Source organism: Streptomyces sp. NBC_00726 (assembly GCF_045161735.1).
Lineage (GTDB): Bacteria > Actinomycetota > Actinomycetes > Streptomycetales > Streptomycetaceae > Streptomyces.
On the sequence record NZ_CP108983.1, the window covers coordinates 3743604 to 3763386 of the forward strand.

At 71.6% G+C, this 19783-nt stretch carries 19 protein-coding genes and 1 pseudogene; 12 read left to right on the forward strand and 8 right to left on the reverse strand.

Annotation, left to right across the window (positions count from 1 at the left end; all coding sequences use genetic code 11):
* Nucleotides 1-193: 193 nt before the first annotated feature.
* The 11 genes and pseudogenes from OG338_RS16815 to OG338_RS16865 all read left to right on the forward strand — a co-directional run bounded on the left by OG338_RS16815 (nucleotide 194) and on the right by OG338_RS16865 (nucleotide 11992).
* A complete protein-coding gene (locus OG338_RS16815) occupies nucleotides 194-1144 on the forward strand; it encodes an EamA family transporter (protein WP_405938099.1) in 951 nt (316 codons plus the stop codon).
* Between the two features lie 81 nt (nucleotides 1145-1225).
* The gene (locus tag OG338_RS16820) at nucleotides 1226-1732 is read left to right on the forward strand and encodes a DinB family protein (RefSeq protein ID WP_405938100.1); all 507 of its coding nucleotides are present in this window, start codon (nucleotides 1226-1228) and stop codon (nucleotides 1730-1732) included.
* A gap of 122 nt (nucleotides 1733-1854) precedes the next feature.
* Entirely contained in the window at nucleotides 1855-2649 is a 795-nt protein-coding gene (locus OG338_RS16825; protein ID WP_405938101.1) for a TIGR03084 family metal-binding protein, read from the forward strand.
* Complete coding sequence (locus OG338_RS16830; protein WP_405938102.1) at nucleotides 2646-4400, forward strand: acyclic terpene utilization AtuA family protein; 1755 nt, start codon at nucleotides 2646-2648, stop codon at nucleotides 4398-4400. Before OG338_RS16825 ends, OG338_RS16830 begins: the two co-directional genes overlap by 4 nt.
* Nucleotides 4397-5995 (forward strand): acyl-CoA carboxylase subunit beta, encoded by a 1599-nt coding sequence (locus tag OG338_RS16835; protein WP_405938103.1) that lies wholly within the window; start codon nucleotides 4397-4399, stop codon nucleotides 5993-5995. The genes OG338_RS16830 and OG338_RS16835 overlap by 4 nt, the downstream gene beginning before the upstream one ends.
* 6 nt (nucleotides 5996-6001) lie before the next feature.
* Complete coding sequence (locus OG338_RS16840) at nucleotides 6002-8032, forward strand: acetyl/propionyl/methylcrotonyl-CoA carboxylase subunit alpha (RefSeq protein WP_405938104.1); 2031 nt, start codon at nucleotides 6002-6004, stop codon at nucleotides 8030-8032.
* Nucleotides 8029-9195, forward strand: coding sequence for an acyl-CoA dehydrogenase family protein (locus OG338_RS16845; RefSeq protein ID WP_405938105.1), 1167 nt, complete (start codon nucleotides 8029-8031; stop codon nucleotides 9193-9195). Before OG338_RS16840 ends, OG338_RS16845 begins: the two co-directional genes overlap by 4 nt.
* Before the next feature lie 69 nt (nucleotides 9196-9264).
* The gene (locus tag OG338_RS16850) at nucleotides 9265-10851 is read left to right on the forward strand and encodes an AMP-binding protein (RefSeq protein WP_405938106.1); all 1587 of its coding nucleotides are present in this window, start codon (nucleotides 9265-9267) and stop codon (nucleotides 10849-10851) included.
* Nucleotides 10852-10872: 21 nt separating this feature from the next.
* Nucleotides 10873-11079: pseudogene (locus OG338_RS16855) on the forward strand (Uma2 family endonuclease); the annotation flags it as partial.
* 101 nt (nucleotides 11080-11180) lie between these two features.
* Nucleotides 11181-11639: a prevent-host-death protein gene (locus tag OG338_RS16860; RefSeq protein WP_405938107.1), complete on the forward strand. Its 459-nt coding sequence runs from the start codon at nucleotides 11181-11183 to the stop codon at nucleotides 11637-11639.
* A gap of 2 nt (nucleotides 11640-11641) precedes the next feature.
* A complete protein-coding gene (locus OG338_RS16865; protein ID WP_405938108.1) occupies nucleotides 11642-11992 on the forward strand; it encodes a hypothetical protein in 351 nt (116 codons plus the stop codon).
* Between the two features lie 73 nt (nucleotides 11993-12065).
* Here OG338_RS16865 and OG338_RS16870 read toward each other — a convergent pair whose 3' ends face one another.
* The 3 genes from OG338_RS16870 to OG338_RS16880 form a co-directional block, all read right to left on the reverse strand.
* On the reverse strand, nucleotides 12066-12344 hold the full coding sequence (locus OG338_RS16870) for a hypothetical protein (protein ID WP_405938109.1): 279 nt from the start codon (nucleotides 12342-12344) through the stop codon (nucleotides 12066-12068).
* Between the two features lie 189 nt (nucleotides 12345-12533).
* On the reverse strand, nucleotides 12534-13139 hold the full coding sequence (locus OG338_RS16875) for a LysE family translocator (protein ID WP_405938110.1): 606 nt from the start codon (nucleotides 13137-13139) through the stop codon (nucleotides 12534-12536).
* 5 nt (nucleotides 13140-13144) lie between these two features.
* Nucleotides 13145-13885 carry a metallophosphoesterase gene (locus tag OG338_RS16880; RefSeq protein WP_405938111.1) on the reverse strand — a complete coding sequence of 247 codons (741 nt, stop codon included), beginning with the start codon at nucleotides 13883-13885 and terminating at the stop codon, nucleotides 13145-13147.
* A gap of 106 nt (nucleotides 13886-13991) precedes the next feature.
* Here OG338_RS16880 and OG338_RS16885 point away from each other — a divergent pair, with 106 nt between their 5' ends.
* On the forward strand, nucleotides 13992-14627 hold the full coding sequence (locus tag OG338_RS16885; protein ID WP_405938112.1) for a CGNR zinc finger domain-containing protein: 636 nt from the start codon (nucleotides 13992-13994) through the stop codon (nucleotides 14625-14627).
* 54 nt (nucleotides 14628-14681) lie between these two features.
* Here the strand turns inward: OG338_RS16885 and OG338_RS16890 are convergent, their stop codons facing one another.
* From OG338_RS16890 to OG338_RS16910, 5 genes are read right to left on the reverse strand one after another with little or no spacing between them, the layout of a single operon-like run.
* A complete protein-coding gene (locus tag OG338_RS16890) occupies nucleotides 14682-16016 on the reverse strand; it encodes an ABC transporter permease (RefSeq protein ID WP_405938113.1) in 1335 nt (444 codons plus the stop codon).
* Entirely contained in the window at nucleotides 16013-16696 is a 684-nt protein-coding gene (locus tag OG338_RS16895) for an ABC transporter ATP-binding protein (protein WP_405938114.1), read from the reverse strand. The genes OG338_RS16890 and OG338_RS16895 overlap by 4 nt, the downstream gene beginning before the upstream one ends.
* Nucleotides 16697-16704: 8 nt before the next feature.
* Nucleotides 16705-18165, reverse strand: coding sequence for a peptidoglycan-binding protein (locus OG338_RS16900; protein WP_405938115.1), 1461 nt, complete (start codon nucleotides 18163-18165; stop codon nucleotides 16705-16707).
* Nucleotides 18158-19081 carry a hypothetical protein gene (locus OG338_RS16905; protein ID WP_405938116.1) on the reverse strand — a complete coding sequence of 308 codons (924 nt, stop codon included), beginning with the start codon at nucleotides 19079-19081 and terminating at the stop codon, nucleotides 18158-18160. The genes OG338_RS16900 and OG338_RS16905 overlap by 8 nt, the downstream gene beginning before the upstream one ends.
* Before the next feature lie 25 nt (nucleotides 19082-19106).
* Nucleotides 19107-19604 carry a hypothetical protein gene (locus tag OG338_RS16910; protein WP_405938117.1) on the reverse strand — a complete coding sequence of 166 codons (498 nt, stop codon included), beginning with the start codon at nucleotides 19602-19604 and terminating at the stop codon, nucleotides 19107-19109.
* Between the last annotated feature and the right edge of the window lie 179 nt (nucleotides 19605-19783).

Consider the following 19783-nt stretch of genomic DNA (forward strand, 5'->3'; position numbering starts at 1 on the left):
GCGACAAGCGTGACTACTGGAACAGGGGATTCTCAGGTAAGTCCCCGTCACTATATGAGAATTGACGATCCCTTTGGGAAGAACTTGTGGTGAGACCTGTTCTGTTTCTGATTTCAACTTGTCAATTTCTGACCGTTAACCTGGCTGGTGAGGCAATACCGCACGTTTCAGGAGTGAGAAGGGCAGGCCCCCGGTGAACCACCAGACCGCCGCAGAACCGGCCGCCGCCGCCGTCGCCGTGCCGGAGGCGGTCGCATCGCCGGTGCCCGGCGGTCCGGAGCGGCCCGGTGGGCGGCGGGCCGCGCTCGCCCCGGTCGCGCTGGTGGTCGCGGGCGCGCTGTCCGTACAGTTCGGCGCCGCCATCGCGGTGCTGCTGATGCCCCGGGCCGGGGCGCTCGGGGTCGTCACGCTGCGGCTGGCCGCCGCCGCGCTCGTCCTGCTCGTCGTCTGCCGGCCGAGGCTGCGCGGCCACTCGCGGGCCGACTGGGGCACCGTGGTCGCCTTCGGTATCGCGATGGGCGGCATGAACACGCTGTTCTACCAGGCCGCCGACCGCATCCCGCTGGGCGCCGCCGTCACCCTCGAAGTGCTCGGCCCGCTCGCCCTGTCCGTGATCGCCTCGCGCCGCCTGGTCAACGTCGTCTGGGCGGCCCTCGCCCTCGGCGGCGTCGTCCTGCTCAGTGGCGGAGGCTTCGACCGGCTCGACCCGGCGGGCGCCGCCTACGCGCTGGGGGCCGGGGCGATGTGGGCGGGATACATCGTCTTCAGCGCCCGCACCGGCCGCCGCTTCCCGCAGGCGGACGGCCTCGCCCTGGCGATGGTGGTCGCCGCGCTCCTCTCGCTCCCCCTCGGCATCATGGACGCGGGCGCCAGGCTCCTCGTCCCCACGACGCTCGGCCTCGGCGCGGCCGTCGCGCTGCTCAGCTCCGTACTCCCGTACACCCTGGAACTCATCGCCCTGCGCCGCCTCCCCGCCCCCACCTTCGCCATCCTGATGAGCTTGGAACCGGCGGTCGCCGCCATGGCCGGCTTCCTCATCCTCCACCAGGCCCTGTCCCTGACGGACGCCCTCGCCATCGCACTGGTCATCGGGGCGAGCATGGGGGCGGTACGGGGGCAGGTGCGGGGGGCCGCGAAGCGGTGAGTCCGTATCCGGCCGCACACCGGGGGCCCGAGCGCCCCGGTCCTCCAACATAGGCTGCCGGCAACCGACTTGGAGGACCATATGACGGAACGTGACGATCTTCTCGCGCTCATGGACGACCAGCGCACCAACTTCCTCTACACCGTCGCCGGGATCGACGACGACCAGGCGCGGACCCGTACGACGGTGAGTGAGCTGACCCTCGGCGGCATCCTCAAGCACCTCGGTTCGATGCACCGCATCTGGCTCGCCGTGATCGACGGCACCGCTCCGGCCAAGATCGAGTGGAGCGACCTCGATCCGGACAACGACCGGATGACCGACTCCGAGGGTCTGCCGGAGCTGATGGAGACCTTCCGGGCGATGGCGGCCGCGTTCGACCGCGTGGTGCGGGAGGAAGCCGACCTCGACCGGGAGATCGTGCTGCCCACGTATCCCTGGTCGCCCCCCGAGCCGGTCCGCTGGACCGTCCGCCACGTCCTGTGGCACATCTTCCGCGAGACGGCCCACCACAGCGGTCACGCCGACATCGTCCGCGAGGCGCTGGACGGTGCGAGCACCACCGCGAAGATGGTGGGGAGGGAGTAGGCGAGGAGCCGGGCGGGCTTCCGCCCCGCTTCGGCGAAAAAAATCATGCAAGCATGCTTGATTGTTTTACGTTCCGCTGGCAGGCTCCCGGGCACGTCGTCATGCCCCGAGGGGAGCGCACCGTGTCCGATGCCTCAGCCGTGCTGGATGATCTGCGCAGCGAGAGCCTGGAATGCGACTTGCTCGTCGCCGGGGCGAGCGCGCGACAGTGGGCGGGGGAGACTCCCGCGGAGGGGTGGACGGTCGCCCACCAGATCGCGCATCTGAGCTGGACCGACGACGTCGCGCTGATCTCCGTCACCGATCCCGGCCGCTTCGGGGACGAGGTGGCGAGGGCCATGGAGGACCCCGAGGGCTTCGTGGACCGGGCGGCCGAGGGGATCGTCGCCGCTTGTCCGCCGGACGCGCTGCTCGGTCGCTGGCGCGCGGGGCGGGAGCGGTTGCAGGAGGCGCTGCGCGCGGCGCCCGCCGGGACGAAGTTCCCCTGGTACGGGCCGCCGATGAGTGTTGCGTCCATGGCGACCGGGCGGCTGATGGAGACCTGGGCGCACGGCCAGGACATCGCCGACGCCCTCGGAGTCACCCGCACCCCGACCGCCCGGCTGCGGCATGTGGCCCGGATCGGGGTCCGGGCCCGTGACTACGCCTTCTTCGTACGGGGAAAGCAGGCGCCCACCGAGGAGTTCCGGGTGGAGCTGGCCGCGCCCGGCGGTGAGCTGATCACGTACGGGCCCGAGGACGCCGGACAGCGGGTCACCGGGCCGCTGCACGACTTCTGCCTGCTCGTCACGCAGCGCGCCCACCGGGACGACCTGGCGGTCCGCGCGGAGGGGGCCGACGCCGACGCCTGGCTGTCGATCGCGCAGGCGTTCGCGGGGCCCGCGGGGGCGGGGCGGGCGCCGAAGGGGGAGCGATGACGGGGGCCGGGGTGCCTGGGGCCGGGGTGCCTGGGCCTGGGGTGACTGGGCCCGGGGGCCCGGAACCCCTCCGCATCGGCAACGCCTCCGGCTTCTACGGCGACCGCTTCGACGCCCTGCGCGAGATGCTGACCGGCGGCCCGCTCGACGTCCTCACCGGGGACTATCTCGCCGAGCTGACGATGCTCATCCTCGGCCGCAGCCGCCTGAAGGACCCGGCGCGCGGCTACGCCTCCACGTTCCTGCGGCAGTTGGAGGACGGCCTCGGGCTCGCCCACGAACGCGGAGTGCGGATCGTCGCCAACGCGGGCGGGCTCAATCCGGCCGGGCTCGCCGACGCCATCCGGGAGCTGGCCGGGAAGGTCGGCGTGCCGGTCCGGGTCGCGCATGTGGAGGGCGACAACATCCCCGTACCGGAGGGCTTTCTCACGGCCAACGCGTATCTTGGCGGAGCAGGCATCGCGGCTTGCCTGCGGGCCGGTGCCGAGGTCGTCGTCACCGGCCGGGTGACGGACGCCGCCCTCGTCACCGGCCCAGCCGCCGCCCACTTCGGCTGGGGCCCCGAGGACCACGACGCGCTCGCCGGAGCCGTCGTCGCCGGGCACATCCTGGAGTGCGGTACGCAGGCCACGGGCGGCAACTACGCCTTCTTCCGCGACCACGACATCCGCCGCCCCGGCTTCCCGGTCGCGGAGATCCGCGCGGACGGCAGCTCGGTCATCACCAAGCACGACGGCACCGGGGGCGTCGTGGACCTCGGCACGGTCACCGCCCAGCTCCTCTACGAGACCGGCGGCGCCCGGTACGCGGGCCCCGACGTGACCGCCCGGCTCGACACCGTACGGCTGACGCAGGAAGGGCCGGACCGGGTCGCGGTCTCCGGCGTACGCGGGGAGGCCCCGCCGCCCACGCTCAAGGCCGGGCTGACCCGGCTCGGCGGCTGGCGCAACGAGGTCGTCTTCGTGCTCACCGGTCTCGACATCGAGGCCAAGGCGGCGCTGGTCCGGGACCAGTTCGCGGACGCCTTCGCCCGCGCCGGCCGCCGGCCGCGGGACGTCCGCTGGGAGCTGGCCCGTACGGACCGGGCCGACGCCGGCACCGAGGAGACCGCGAGCGCGCTGCTCCGGCTCGTCGTCAGGGACCCCGAACAGGAGCCCGTGGGGCGGGCGTTGTCCGGTGCGGCGATCGAACTCGCCCTCGGCAGCTACCCCGGTTTCCATGTCACGGCGCCGCCCGGGAAGGGCGCGCCGTACGGGGTGTTCGAGGCGCGGTACGTATCGGCGGAGGACGTGGCGCACATCGCCGTACTGCCCGACGGGACGCGCCAACCTGTCAAAGCCCCTGCGCGGACACAGCCTCTACGGGATGTCGAACAGCCGTCCCTGCCAATGCCGTTGGAGCCCGGACCGACCCGCCGCGCTCCCCTCGGCCGCGTCGCCGGGGCCCGCAGCGGGGACAAGGGTGGGGATGCCAACGTCGGGGTGTGGGTGCGGGGCGAGGACGCGTGGCGGTGGCTGGCGCACGAGCTGACCGTCGACCGCTTCCGGGAACTCCTCCCGGAGGCCGACGGACTCACCGTCGTACGCCATGTCCTGCCCAACCTGCGGGCGTTGAACTTCACCGTGCACGGGCTGCTCGGCGAAGGCGTCGCCGCGCAGCACCGCTTCGACCCGCAGGCCAAGGCGCTGGGCGAGTGGCTGCGCGCCCGCCACCTGGAGATACCCGTCACCCTTCTGGAGGTGCCCGCATGACCGTCCTGCCCACCGGGCTCGACACCGCGAGCCCCGACTACGCGGCCAACCGGGCCGCCATGCTCGACAAGCTGGCCGAGCTGGAGGCCGCGCACGCCAAGGCGCTGGAGGGCGGCGGCGAGAAGTACGTGGAGCGGCACCGCAAGCGCGGCAAGCTGCTCGCCCGCGAGCGCATCGAGCTGCTGCTCGACCCGGACACGCCGTTCCTGGAGCTGTCGCCGCTGGCGGCCTGGGGCAGCGAGTACGCGGTCGGCGCCTCGCTCGTCACCGGGATCGGGGTGGTGGCGGGCGTGGAGTGCCTGATCACCGCCAACGACCCGACCGTACGCGGCGGGGCGTCGAACCCGTGGACGCTGAAGAAGGCGCTGCGGGCCAACGAGATCGCCTTCGCGAACCGGCTGCCGGTCATCAGCCTGGTCGAGTCCGGGGGCGCGGACCTGCCGTCGCAGAAGGAGATCTTCATCCCCGGCGGCGCGCTCTTCCGCGACCTCACGCGGCTCTCCGCCGCCGGAATCCCCACCGTGGCCGTGGTCTTCGGCAACTCGACCGCCGGAGGCGCGTACGTCCCCGGCATGTCCGACCACACCGTGATGATCCAGGAGCGCTCGAAGGTCTTCCTGGGCGGACCGCCCCTCGTCAAGATGGCGACCGGCGAGGAGAGCGACGACGAATCGCTCGGCGGCGCCGCGATGCACGCCCGTACGTCCGGGCTCGCCGACCACTTCGCCGTGGACGAGCCCGACGCGCTCCGCCAGGCCCGCCGGATCGTCGCCCGCCTCAACTGGCGCAAAGCGCACGCCGATCCGGGCCCGGCCGAGCCGCCCAAGTACGACGAGGACGAGCTGATCGGGATCGTGCCCGGCGACCTCAAGGTGCCGTTCGACCCGCGCGAGGTGATCGCCCGGCTGGTCGACGGCTCGGACTTCGACGCGTTCAAACCGCTGTACGGGACGAGCCTGGTCACCGGCTGGGCGCGGCTGCACGGCTACCCGGTCGGCATCCTCGCCAACGCGCAGGGCGTGCTGTTCAGCGAGGAGTCGCAGAAGGCCGCGCAGTTCATCCAGCTCGCCAACCAGCGCGACATCCCGCTGCTCTTCCTGCACAACACCACCGGCTACATGGTCGGCAGGGAATACGAGCAGGGCGGCATCATCAAGCACGGCGCGATGATGATCAACGCCGTCTCGAACTCGAAGGTCCCGCACCTCTCGGTCCTGATGGGCGCCTCCTACGGCGCCGGACACTACGGCATGTGCGGCAGGGCGTACGACCCGCGCTTCCTCTTCGCCTGGCCCGGCAGCAAGTCCGCCGTCATGGGCCCGCAGCAGCTGGCCGGGGTGCTCTCCATCGTCGCCCGCGCCTCGGCCGCCGCGAAGGGCCGCCCGTACGACGACGAGGCGGACGCCGCCCTGCGCGCGATGGTCGAGCAGCAGATCGAGTCCGAGTCCCTGCCGATGTTCCTGTCCGGGCGGCTGTACGACGACGGGGTCATCGACCCGCGCGACACCCGGACCGTCCTCGGTCTGTGCCTGTCCGCCATCCACACCGCACCGGTCGAGGGCGCCCGGGGCGGCTTCGGCGTCTTCCGGATGTGAGCTGAGATGATCAAGAGTTTGCTCGTCGCGAACCGGGGCGAGATCGCCTGCCGGATCTTCCGTACCTGCCGGGCCCTCGGTATCGCCACCGTCGCCGTGTACTCGGACGCGGACGCCGGTGCGCTGCACGTCCGGGAGGCCGACACCGCCGTACGGCTGCCGGGCGCGGCGCCCGCCGATACGTATCTGCGCGGCGATCTCGTCGTGACCGCCGCGCTCGCGGCCGGGGCGGACGCCGTGCACCCCGGGTACGGGTTCCTCTCCGAGAACGCGGGCTTCGCCGCCGCCGTGCGGGACGCCGGGCTGCGGTGGATCGGGCCGCCCGTGAAGGCGATCGAGCTGATGGCGTCGAAGACCCGTGCCAAGGAGCTGATGGCCGCCGCCGGGGTGCCGCTCCTCGCGCCGGTCGACCCGGCCGCCGCTACCGCCGAGGACCTGCCGCTGCTGCTGAAGGCGGCGGCCGGCGGCGGGGGGCGGGGGATGCGGATCGTACGGGAACTGGACGACCTGGCCGGTGAGTTGACCGCCGCCCGGGCCGAGGCGCTGTCCGCGTTCGGGGACGGCGAGGTGTTCGCCGAGCCGTACGTGGAGCGCGGCCGGCATGTCGAGGTCCAGGTGATGGCGGACGGGCACGGCGGGGTGTGGGCGCTGGGGACCCGGGACTGCTCGCTCCAGCGGCGGCACCAGAAGGTCATCGAGGAGGCGCCGGCGCCGGGCCTGCCGGACGCGCTGCGGGAGCGGCTGCACGAGGCGGCGGTGGCGGCCGCCCGGGCCGTGGGGTATCAGGGGGCCGGGACCGTGGAATTCCTGGTCGCCCCGGGCGGGCGGCCGTACTTCCTGGAGATGAACACGCGGCTTCAGGTGGAGCACCCGGTCACCGAGGAGGTGTTCGGGCTCGACCTCGTCGCGCTCCAGCTCCGGATCGCGGAGGGCGAGCCGCTGCCCGCCGCCGGGCCGCCGTCGCCGGCCGGGCACGCCGTGGAGGCCCGGCTGTACGCGGAGGACCCGGCGCGAGACTGGCAGCCGCAGACCGGAGCACTGCTCTCGCTGGATGTGCCGGGGGTGCGGGATGTGCCGGGGGTGCGCCTCGACACCGGGTACACCGGCGGCGACACGATCGGCGTGCACTACGATCCGATGATCGCCAAGGTGATCGCCCGGGCGCCGACCAGGTCCGAGGCGGTGCGGCTGCTCGCCCGCGCCCTGGAGCGGGCGCGCGTCCACGGGCCGGTGACCAACCGGGACCTGCTCGTCCGGTCGTTGCGCCACCCGGACTTCGTGGCCGGGCGGCTGGACACCGGGTTCTACGACCGGCACCTGCCGGAGTTGACCCGCGCCCCGGACGCGACCGCGACCCGGCTCGCGGCCACCGCGGCCGCCGTGGCCGAGGCGGCCCGTAACGCCACCTCCACCACCCGGGGCGGCTTCACCCGCTTCGGCGCCTGGCGCAACCTCCCCTCGCAGCCCCAGCTCCGGCGCTACCGCAGCGAACCGGACGGCGGCGAGCACGAGATCGCGTACCGGCCGACCCGCGACGGCGGCCTGATCGTCGGTGGCGTCGGTGGCGTCGGTGGCGTCGGCGTCGGTGTCGGTGTCGGCGGTGGCAGCGGCACCGGCGCCGACGATGTCCGCGTCGTGTCGGCGGGCCGCGCCCGCGTCACCCTCGAACACGGCGGCGTCACCCGGCACTTCGACGTCTTCCCGGCCGACGGCAAGGTCTACGTGGACACCGCCTCCGGCGCGTACACCTTCACCGCCCTGCCCCGCTTCACCGACCCCGCCGACCGCACCGAGCCCGGCTCGCTGCTCGCCCCCATGCCCGGCACGGTCGTCCGCCTCGCGGACGGCCTCGCGGAGGGGGCCGCCGTCGAGGCCGGGCAGCCGCTGATCTGGCTGGAGGCGATGAAGATGGAGCACCGCATCCTCGCCCCCGCCTCCGGTACCCTCACCGCCCTGCACGCCGCGCCCGGCCTCCAGGTGGAGGTCGGCGCCCTGCTCGCCGTAGTCACCGACCCCGCTGAGGAGCAGCCCGCATGAGCACGAGCACCGTCCTCGAAACCGAAGAGCACCAGGCCCTGCGCGCCGCCGTCGCCGCCCTTGGCAAGCGGTACGGGCGCGAGTACATGACGTCCCTCGTCAGCGAGGGGGCCCACCCCCGCGAGTTGTGGTCCGAGGCCGCGAAGGCGGGTTTCCTCGGCGTGAACCTCCCCGAGGAGTACGGCGGCGGGGGCGCGGGCATGGCGGAACTCTCCATCGTCCTCGAAGAGCTGGGCGCCTCCGGCTCGCCGCTCCTGATGATGATCGTGTCGCCCGCGATCTGCGGCACGGTGATATCCCGCTTCGGCACGGACGAGCAGAAGCGGCAGTGGCTTCCCGGGCTCGCCGACGGCTCCCTCACCATGGCGTTCGGCATCACCGAGCCGGACGCCGGCTCCAACTCGCACCGCATCACGACCACGGCGCGCCGGGACGGCGGGGACTGGCTGCTCACCGGCCGCAAGGTGTTCGTGTCCGGCGTCGACATCGCGGACGCCACGCTGATCGTCGGCCGCACGGAGGACGCGAGGACCGGCAAGCTCAAGGCGTGCCTGTTCATCGTCCCGCGCGAGACGCCCGGCTTCCAGCGGAACCGGATCGACATGGAGGTCCACGCCCCGGAGAAGCAGTTCGAACTGGTCCTGGACGACGTGCGGCTGCCGGCCGATGCGCTGGTGGGGGATGAGGACGCGGGGCTGCTCCAGCTCTTCGCCGGCCTCAACCCGGAGCGCATCATGACCGCGGCCTTCGGTATCGGCATGGGGCGTTACGCGCTCGGCCGGGCGGTCGAGTACGCGAAGACGCGCCAGGTCTGGAAGGAGCCCATCGGCGCCCACCAGGCCATCGCCCACCCGCTGGCCCAGGCCCACATCGAACTCGAACTGGCCCGCCTGATGATGCAGAAGGCCGCCCGGCTCTACGACGCGGGCGACGACTTCGGCGCGGGCGAGGCGGCGAACATGGCGAAGTACGCGGCGGGCGAGGCGTGCGTGAAGGCGGTGGACCAGGCGGTGCACACGCTGGGCGGCAACGGACTGACCCGCGAATACGGGCTGGCCTCGCTGATCACGGGGGCACGGGTGGCCCGGATCGCCCCGGTCAGCCGGGAAATGATCCTCAACTACATATCCCACCAGACCCTGGGTCTCCCCAAGTCGTACTGAGAGGCGCACAGTTGCCCGTACGCACGCGAGAGGCAGCCGCCCCCACCGCATCGAAGGGACCGACCCAGCATGGCGCACGTGTTCCGCAGCGATTACCCCGACGTCCAGCCGCTCGACGCCGCCATTCACGACGCGGTGCTCGGGCACGCCACCGAACGGTTCGGCGAGACCGTCGCCCTGATCGACGGCACCGACGAGAGCAGCCGCCTCAGCTACGCGCAGCTCGACGCCTTCCACCGTAAAATCGCGGCCGGTCTCGCCGCCGCCGGGCTGGTCAAGGGCGATGTGCTCGCCCTGCACAGCCCGAACACCATCGCCTACCCGGCCGTCTTCTACGCCGCGACGCGGGCGGGTGCCACGGTCACGACGGTGCACCCGCTGGCCACGGCCGAGGAGTTCGCGAAGCAGCTCCGCGACTCCTCCGCGCGCTGGATCGTCACCGTGTCCCCGCTGCTCGCGGTCGCGCGCCGGGCGGCCGAACTCGTGGGCGGCATCGAGGAGGTGTTCGTCTGCGACCACGCGGAGGGGCACGTCTCGCTCCTGGACATGCTCACCACGACCGCCCCGGAACCGATGGTGACCCTCGACCCGGCGGAGGACGTCGCGGCCCTCCCGTACTCCTCGGGCACGACGGGCGCCCCGAAGGGCGTCATGCTGACGCACCGCTCGATGGCGACGAACCTGGAACAGCTGGGCCCGTTCGTGCCGTTGGGGGAGGGCCACCGGATTCTGGCGGTCCTCCCCTTCTTCCACATCTACGGCCTGACGGCCCTGATGAATGCCCCCCTGCGCCTCGGCGCGACGGTCGTCGTCCTGCCGCGCTTCGACCTCACGCAGTTCCTGGCGGCGATCGAGACGCACCGCATCAACGGCCTGTACGTGGCTCCGCCGATCGTGCTGGCCCTCGCGAAGCACCCGGTGGTCGACCGCTACGACCTGTCCTCGCTGGAGTACATCGTCAGCGCCGCCGCCCCGCTGGACGCGGACCTGGCCGCCGCCTGCTCCCGCCGCCTCGGCCTGCCGCCGGTCCGCCAGGCGTACGGCATGACGGAGCTGTCCCCCGGCACCCACGTCGTCCCGCTCGCCGCCGAGAACCCGCCGCCGGGCGCGGTCGGCACGCTCCTCCCGAGCACGGAGATGCGCATCGTGTCCCTGGACGACCCGTCCGCCGACGCCCCGGCCGGCGAGCCCGGCGAGATCCTGATCCGCGGCCCCCAGGTCATGAAGGGCTACCTCGGCCGCCCCGACGCCACCGCCGCCATGATCGACCCCGACGGCTGGGTCCACACCGGCGACGTCGGCCACGTCGACGAGGCGGGCTGGCTCTTCGTGGTCGACCGCGTGAAAGAACTCATCAAATACAAGGGCTACCAGGTCGCCCCCGCCGAACTGGAAGCCCTCCTCCTCGGCCATGAGGGCGTGGCGGACGCGGCGGTGATCGGCGTCCAGGACCCCGACGGCAACGAGATCCCGAAGGCATTCGTGGTCCGGGGCCCGGGTGCGGCGGTGACGGCGGAGGGTTTGATGGGCTGGGTGGCGGAGCGGGTGGCTCCGTACAAGAAGGTCCGGGAGGTGGAGTTCATCGAGACGGTGCCGCGGGCGGCGTCGGGGAAGATATTGCGCCGGGAGCTGCGGGGGCGGGCGGGGAGTTCCTGAGGGGGCTGGTACGCGGAGGATCTGGACCGCCTCCCGGAAGCACCGCGCCACACCGAGCTGATCGATGGAGCCCTCGTTTTCGTGGTCTCCCCACAGCGGTGGTGGCACGGCCACCTCGTCACGATGCTCACCGTGGCCCTCATGGAGCAGGCGCCGGCCGATGTGCGGGTCGGACGGGAGATGACCATCAGACTCGATCAGCGCAATCGGCCCGAGCCGGATCTGCTCCCGCTGTGGGCGGTCGCGGCCCTCGCGTACGCCGTCGACCTCGGGACCGAGCCGGCGGTGGCCCACTGGACTTCCGAACACGTTCCGAATACCCTCGGTATATGACCATCACGGCTGGCCTCTCCGCCACGACCCGGCGCTCCTCGGACCTGAGCAAGCACCCGGCCGAGGTCTTCGCCGAGGCCGAGAATCACCCCGTCACGGTGACCCGCCGAGACGGTGCGGCGCTGGTCCTGATGTCCCAGCGCGAGGCAGAGGGCCGAGCCCGTCTGCTGGACTTCGCCGCGCAGCTCATCACCGTGACGCTTGACGAGCGCGGCCCGCTCTCCGCGCGCATGGCCAAGGCTTTCCCCTGGATGCTCGCGCTGTCGCCGTCCGACCGGGAGTCCTGCGCGCAGGACCTGGTCGACGCCGCGCGTGCGTCGTTCGCCACCAACCAGCCGCATCTGGCGATCGCCGAGCTGACGTCCTGGAGGGAGACGGCTACGGCGGTGGCCGCGGGACTCGGCGGCGCCGACCTCGAATGGCTGGACGAGGACGAGAGCGTGGAGCGTCCCTGACCGTGGCCGCCGCGAAAAAGGGGGAACTGGTTCCCCGGCCCCCGAGGAAGACCGAGTACGAGATCCGCTTCGCCACCGCCGACGCGCTGAAGGGGTGGCGGGACCTCGTCGCGACGATCCGCAACCAGATGACGGAGACGTGGGACTTCCTCACCCGGACACCGCTGTCCACGACGCCCACGAACTACCGGCTGAAGGGTGAGCTCGGGGTGATCCGGCGTGGTGGCGCCACCCACGACCGCTGGCAGCACAAGCCGACGGCGAAGGGCACCGCCCGCATCTGGTACTTCGTGGACGGGCGCACGGTGTTCCTTGAACAGGTGCACACGAGCCACCCGAACGAGACGAAGTAGTACGGCGCCGTGCCGGACGGAGAGCGTGAGGGGCGTGCGTACTCCCTGCCGGCGCCTGGGCCGGCCCGGGTGCCTACGGCAGCGGCGGGTTCGGCGGCTGCGGTCCGTGACCGGCGAGGTAGAGCTTCATGGCGCACTGATCTTCCGCCTCGATGAACACCTGCTGCCCCCAGTGGGCGCTGAGGCGGTGCGCGACGTCGACCAGTCGGCGGCGTTCCTCCGGCGAGTACGCGGGGAACCGGACCCAGCCCCGTTCGGCGATGGTGTTGCCGAGGTCGCTGAACAGCACCGCCCGCGCGCGCTGCTCCTCCTCCTCGGTCAGCGGCGCAGGGCCGCCTTCCGGCCACTGCACACGGACGTTGTACAGGTCTCGGACCACTGGCTTCTCACAATTCGCCGGGGCTGTTCCGGAGAGACTACCGACGCGGCCGGCGCGTCCCCCAAGTCGGGCGAAAACAAAGGTGCGCAGGGCCCGATGGCGTCGGCAGGGTGCCCGGCGTGACCGACATGCCGGGCAACGCCGACCCCGTGACCCGGCCGCTTACGTCACCGCCGCGCGGACCCCCAGGGCGATCAGGACCGCCGAAGTGGCCCTGGTGGCCGTTCGTTTGAAGCGGGGGGTCTGGAGGACGCGGGTCGCGCGGAGGATGAGGAACGTCCAGGCGGTCAGCCAGAGGGTGATCAGGAGGGCCTGGGCCGTGGCCAGGGTGAGGATTTGGGCGGGCAGGGGGTCGTGGGGTGTGAGGAACTGGGGGACCAGGGTCAGGTAGATCGCGGCCGCCTTCGGGTTGAGGACGTTGGCCAGGAGCGCCTGGGCGTAGACGGAGTCCGTACGCCTCGGCCGAGGGCGGCGTCGGGGCGCGGGCGCTCGCCAGGTCCACACGCCCAGGCCGATGAGGTAGGCCGCGCCGGTGAGCCGTACGACCGTAAAGGCCACGCTGGAGTGCATGACCAGGGCCGACAGGCCGGCCACGGCGAGTGCGGCGTGCACGTACAGGCCGGTGACCGTGCCGAGGACGACGGGAAGCGCCCGGCGCCGGCCGCCGTCGGTGACGTACTGGACCAGCAGGGCCAGGCTGGCGCCGGGGGTGGCGATCAGGGGCAGGACCGCCACCAGGAACCCGGCGACGGCGACCGGGTGGACCACGGGGATCAGAGCACGGCCCGGTAGTGCGTGGTCAGGCGGTGGTCGTCGGACAGGACGTGGAACGCGAGGCCGGGCGGCTGGTCCAGGTCCGCGGGTTCGTCGCCCTCCCATGGCAGGCGCAGCGTCCAGGTGACCGCAGGACCGACGATCAACGGCCGCCCGGCGAAGGCGGACGCGGCCGCGGTGTGGGCGTGGCCCGTGAGGACGGCGACGACCTGCGGGTGCGCGGCGAGCAGGCCGGCCAGGTCCTCCGGGTTTTCGAGCATGCCGGAGTCGGGCAGCGGGTGGTGGAGCGCGACCGGCGGCTGGTGGAAGGCGATCAGCGCGGGGGTGCCCTGCGGCAGCGCGGTGAGCGTGGCGTCGATCCAGGCCAGCGTTTCGGCGTCGAGGCGCCCTTCGTCGCGGCCGGGGATGGTGACGTCGCACATCAGGACGGCGGTGCCGCCGATGTCGTGCGCCCGGTTGACGGGGCCGTCGCCGGGCGCCTCTCCGAGGAGGGCCTTGCGGTACGCCGGCCGCGCGTCGTGATTGCCGGGGCACATGAGTACGGGGAAGGGGGCGGCCAGGATGCGGGCCGCCTCCTCGTACTCCGCCTCCGCGCCGTGATCGGCGATGTCCCCGGTGACCAGGAGCGCGTCGACGGGGCGGGGGAGGGTGCGCAGGTGGTCCATGACGCGGGTGGCGCGGCGGGCCGCCCGCGTACTGCCGTCCAGGTGCAGGTCGCTGATCTGTGCGAGCAGGGTCATGCCGTGGTCACCTCTAACGGTTGTTTTCAATTTTTCCGTTAGGGGCTTTAGGGTGTACGTGGACGTGTGTTCAAGTGGTCGGAACCGAAGAGGAAGGGGCGCGCCTGTGGAGCGGTGGCCGGCACTGGAACTGGCGAGCACGATCCGCCACGACGGAGACGGTGGTGTCGCGGACGACCTGGCCACGGTCGCCGGGACGACGCGCTGGATTCAGGAGCGGGCGGACCTGCCGGCCGGCGGCGTCGCGGCCGGCGACCTCGTGGCGGACGAACCTCTGCGGCTCGCGATCATCGAGCTACGGCAGGCGGTCCGCGCCCTGTTCGCCCGAGCGGTCAGCCCCGCACCCCCCAGCCCGGCGGACGCCCACCGCCTGATGCCCGCCGAAGAGGCGATGTCCCGCCTCAACGCGGCCGCCGCCCGGGAGCCGGTCGCCCCACAGCTCGCCTGGCCGCCCGACGCCACCCCCGCGATGAACCTGCTGACCGCGGAGACCGACCCCCACACCCGCCTCATCGCGGCCCTGGCCCGCGACGCGATCACCTTCCTGACCGGCCCCCAACGCACCCAGCTCCGCTCCTGCACCGCGCCGCGCTGCGTCCGCTACTTCATCAAGACCCACGGCCGCCAGGAGTGGTGCAAACCGTCCTGCGGAAACCGCGCGAGGGCGGCCCGCCACTATCGCCGCCGGCAGTCGGCGGACGACACCGGAGCCGGCCGTGAGACGGACCGCCCGTCGTCCTGACCTCTCCTGCGTTCGGTGATGGTGGCCCGGCGGCCACGATCACCACTCGTTCATCTAACGGCGGAGTGCTGCGACGGGCTGGATGCGGGCGGCGCGCCAGGCGGGGTAGAGGCCGGCCAGTGCCCCGGTCACCAGGCCGATGAGCGGCGCGGCGAACACCGTTGTCGGCTGGACCACCGGTGTCCAGTCCCGTGCCATCGCGACGCCGACGACGGTGAGGACCCCCAGAGAGGTTCCGATCAGTCCTCCAAGGGTGCCCAGGACGGCCGACTCGGTGAGGAACTGGGTGAGGACGTGCCGGGACCGGGCTCCCAGAGCCCGTCGGAGTCCGATCTCGCCGGTGCGCTCCATGACCGCTACCAGCGTGGTGTTGGCGATGCCGACGGCGCCGATGAACAGGGAGACGGTGGCGAGGAGGAGGAACAGCTGACCGAGGTCGTCACTCACCCCACCGCGCAGTCCCTTCGGGTCGGGCGGTGGTATGGACTCGAAGTACTCGGGGTGGTCCGGACGCAGGGCGAAGGGGGCTTCGCGTGCCACCTGCTGGGCCGCGCCGAGGCGGGTGGAAATCAGCATGTCCGCCCCGTCCTTCGGCGGCCCCCACAGCTCCTGGGCGGTACTGCGCGGGACGATCACGGACATCAGCAGATCAGCCCTGCGCCGTACATCGCCGACAATGCCGATGACCGTGAACGCCTCGTCGCCGATGAAGACGGCCGGGCGGGTGTCCAGGGTGCTGATGCCGAGCCGGTCGGCCATGCTCACGCCGAGCAGAGCGACCCGCTGTTCCGTCGCGTCGTGCCAGCGGTTGAACAGGACCCCCTGCCGCAGTTCGGGTTCGGCGGCGCGGACCGCCCCGGACGAGGCCGCGACCACCTGGATCTGCCGCCCGACGGCGGTGTCGGCGACCGGAGAGGAGCTCACCGGCCGTTCGTCTCCGGTCGGCACGGTCCACAGCACCCCAGCGTGCTCGACCCCGTTGAGGCTCTCGACCCGGTGCGCCGCGTCGTCGGGGAACGCCAGCGGCACGAACTCCGTGTGGTCACGGGCGACGTCGTGGACCGTGACCTCGGTGGCGGCCAGCATGGTGAAACGGTTGTCGATCTGTGAGGCGGCGGTAGCGGTGAGGCCGAGGACCGCGACGAAGGAACCGACCCCCAGGACGGTGCCGAGGGCGGTGAGGACGGCCCGAGTCGGGCGCTGGAGGACGCCGAGGGTCGCCTCGGACAGCGCGTCCCGCCAACTGAAGCGTGTGGGCCTGATGTGGTCGGTGCCGTCCCGGCTCCCCTCATGCGCCCCGCCGTCCTGCCCCTGTCCGCCGGACCGCGAAGCGGGCAGGAGCCGGCGCGGCAACCGGCTCCGGCGTCTGGGCGCTTTCCGGTCCCTCATACGTGTCCCCTCCGGGCCTGCGGCTCGGTCAGGACTCCGTCGCGAATGGAGAGCGTCCTGGTGCCTCGCGCGGCCACCGAGGGGTCGTGGGTGATGACGACGATGGTCACTCCGTCGCTGTTCAGCTCCTCCAGCAGGCCGAGGACCTGTTCCGACGTGGCGGTGTCGAGATTGCCGGTCGGCTCGTCACACAGCAGCACGGACGGCGTCCCGACCAGGGCCCGTGCGATCGCGACCCGCTGCCGCTCGCCGCCCGAGAGAGTCGTGGGCAGGGCATCGGCCCGATGCCCGAGGCCCACCCGGGCAAGCAGCTCACGGGCGCGATCCGCCCGTTCCCGACGGGCTACCCGCCGGTAGACGAGGGCGAGTTGTACGTTCTCCGCAGCGGTACGGTGCGGAAGCAGGTGGAACGCTTGGAAGACGAACCCGATACGGCGTCCCCTCAAGGCCGAGCGGGTGGCGTCGCCAAGCTGTCCGGTGTCGACACCGGACAGCCGATATCGTCCTTGCGTCGGCGAGTCCAGCAGGCCGACGATGTTCAGGAACGTCGACTTGCCGGAACCTGAGGGTCCGACGACCGTCACGAAATCCCCTTGGTGGACTTCGAGGTCGCAGGGGAGCAGCGCCGTCACCGCAGGGGGGCCGGGATAGGTGAGGCCGGCTCCCTCCAGTGAGATCACCGGTACCGTCACCTCCCGCCCCCCGCCCGCACTGCTCCGACGACGACCCGTTCTCCGGCCGCGAGCCGTGTGCCCGGCTTCGGCCGGACCTCCACGTATCCGTCGCCGGATGCGCCGGTCGTCACCGGCACCCGCCTGCGGCAGCCGTCGGCGCAGTCGACCGTCACCGTTGTCGCACCGTCCGCCCCGGCGGAGATCGCGGACACCGGAACGACGAGGACCTTGTCCTCGGTGGCCGCGGTCCGGACGGTGAGCCGTACGTCCTGGCCCGTCATCGACGCGGCGAGCGGTTTGTCCGGTGCCACCGTCAGCCGGTAGCCGGGAGCGGCGGCCCGGGCCGGCGCCGGGCCATCCTCCTGGTCTCCGGAGCTTCGGACGGATTCCACGGTGTCCGAAACGGACCGGACCTTTGCCTCGGCCGTGGTGCCGTCGAGTTCGGAGAGGATCTGGACGCGCTGCCCCGCACGTACGAGACCGCGCTGGGTCCGGGAGAGGCTGCCTGTCACCACCAGGGGGCCCGCGGAGATCGTCATGGCCGTACCCGACACCTGGTCGCCCACACGGGCGCCGACGTCGCCGACTCTGGCGGGGAAACTCTTCACATACACCACTTCGGAGGCGGGCAACATGGGGCCGTTGGCAGCCTCCGTGTCGGCCAGTTCCTCCCGCGCCCGTTCCAGATCTTCGCGAGCACGTTCGACCTCCTTCTCCCGCCGGGCGGACGACTCCTCTCCAGAGGCACCGGTCTTCTTGCCTTCGCCCGTGGCACCGGATGGCTCGCGGGCCGATTTGACGTCCTCCAGGTGGCGTGTGGCCTCGGTCACCGCGTCACGCGCGCCGGCCAGGGTCGTCTCGCCCTCCGGGTCGGCAGGCAACGGGTCGTATCCCACGCTTCGGTACAGTTTCGACAGCGCGGTCTTCGTGCCCGCTCCGAAGAATCCCTCCCGGTCGCCGCCCACCGGGTTGCCGGTCTCCTTCAGCGCGCGCTGCAACTGGGTGACGTCCTTGCCCTCGTCTCCCGGCTTGAGGTCGCGGTACACCGGCAGGTCACCCTTGAGGGCGATCACGGGGCGTCCGGAGACCTCGATCAGTACTTTGCCCGGCCGAACGGTCCCACCGGTGTGCACGCCGATCGCGGTCACGACCGAGCCACCGGCTCCCCGCTGCGCGGACCCGGCCGGTACCACCCGCACGGACTGGGAGGCGGAGACAGTGCCGCGGACGACCACGGAGTTGCGCAGGACGCGTTTCTCCACTGCGGCGGTCATCACGCTGGGGGGCGGTGCCGAGGTGTCGGCCGCCGCCTGGGCGGGCGACTTGACGACCTGTGACGCCCCGATACCCAGGGCCGACACGGCGACCGCCCCCACCAGCATGATGACAAGTACGCGTCGGCGCCGGACCAACTGCCGCCCACCGGCGGGTGCGGCATCGTCCGTGCCGGGCGCGTGTCCGGACGGCTCAGCCACGAAGCGCTGCTTCCGCCGCCTTGACCGCCTTGCTGTTCCTGTCCTTCAGCTGCCGCAGGGCGAGTTGGTTCTCTTCCACCTGATGCTCCTGGATCTCGGCATCCACCTGGTGCCACACCTTGATCAGATGCGTCTTCTTCTTGCAGTCGATGTCCGTCAGGGCCAGAGTGATCCCCTCCTCGGTGGAGCTCCCTCTTTCCTTGCCGACCGAGAAGTCGATGGCTGCGAACGGATCGGCGAGCGTGTAGCCCTTGCCCTCCATGCAGCCGGACCACGCATCGATCACCTCACGCACCCGGGGGTCCGCTTGGGACTTGACCAGGCTCTCGTGGTCCAGCCTGGACGGCAGGCCGAAGTCGATGCGCGCACCAAGCTGGTCGAACGCCTTCTGCTGGCAGCCACCCCGAGGGATCTTCTTCCCCTCGTAGGTATCCGGCGCGGGTTCCGCCTGCTGGCCGATGCCCTTGAGTCCGGTCAGCACGGCGCGGGCGGCGGGCGACAGCTCGGGCGGCGGTGGACGCTCCTCCGATTCGGGAGGGAGTTGGTAGCCGTACTGGGCGGCCTTCTCCCGGTCGCTGATGCCGTACCGGCGCGGCAGGTTCGAGTCGTCCGCGTTCGGCGGCGGGTTCACGCCCACGGGTGGGAACTTCACCGTGAACCCGAAGTCGGACATGCACCTGGTTTCCAGCATGCGCCCGGCACGCTCGATCACCATTGAGTCCTCGTAGGTCTGCATGTACGCCTGCAACGGCAGCGTCAGCCCCTTGGCCAGACCCGAATCCGCCACGGCCTTCGGCCACTTCGCCGTGTCACCGACCGCTGGGGTCGCGCCTGCGCCGGTGTCTGCGGCAGGCGTTCCCTGGGTCGACGAGCAGGCGGTGAGCAGGGCGGACGCGGCGGCGGCGGTGACCGCCACCGCGATCCGGAACCGGCGTTCGGCCCTATGCGAAGTGCAACGACGCATTTTCGTTCTTCAGCGTGGAGTCGAGATTGGTGCTGGAGGCGCAGCTCCAGTAGTGCGGGATGGACTGGGAGTGGCCCGCATAGCCCGAGTTGTAGTACACGCGGTAGCCGTCCACGGTCGAGCAGTTGTTGGCGGACGCCGCGTTGTTCTTCACCTTCTGGCCGCCGCCGTCACCCTGGCCCTTGAGGAAGATGTAGATGTAGTGGACGGCGCTGGCCCCGTTGTAATTGACGTAAGTGCCGGCGAGGTCATAGATGTTGCCGTAGAACTGGGCGAAGCTGCCCGACGGGTTTCCCTGGCCCGACGTGGCGACCGAGTGGTAGTTCAGGATGAGGTCGCCGTAGGCGCAGTTCATGAACTCGCAGTTGTCGCTGACGTACTCCGTGGTCACTCCCGCGGCGGCCGGCCCCCCTGAGAACCCGACCGCCGAGACCGCGGAGAACAACGCGGCGATGGCCATGCCTGTGCGTCTCATACGCATGAAACTCCCCCTTTATTCAGCCGTTGCCGCAGCTGGCAACAGCGCCGGAACGGTATAGACCAAGTAGGTCCGGACGTAACCCTGTTCGATCATGGACGCGTCAGTCAAGCCCGAATGGCAGGCGTGACCTCCCTGGGCGGCGTGAGAAGGAACACGTGGTTTAAACCAATCCC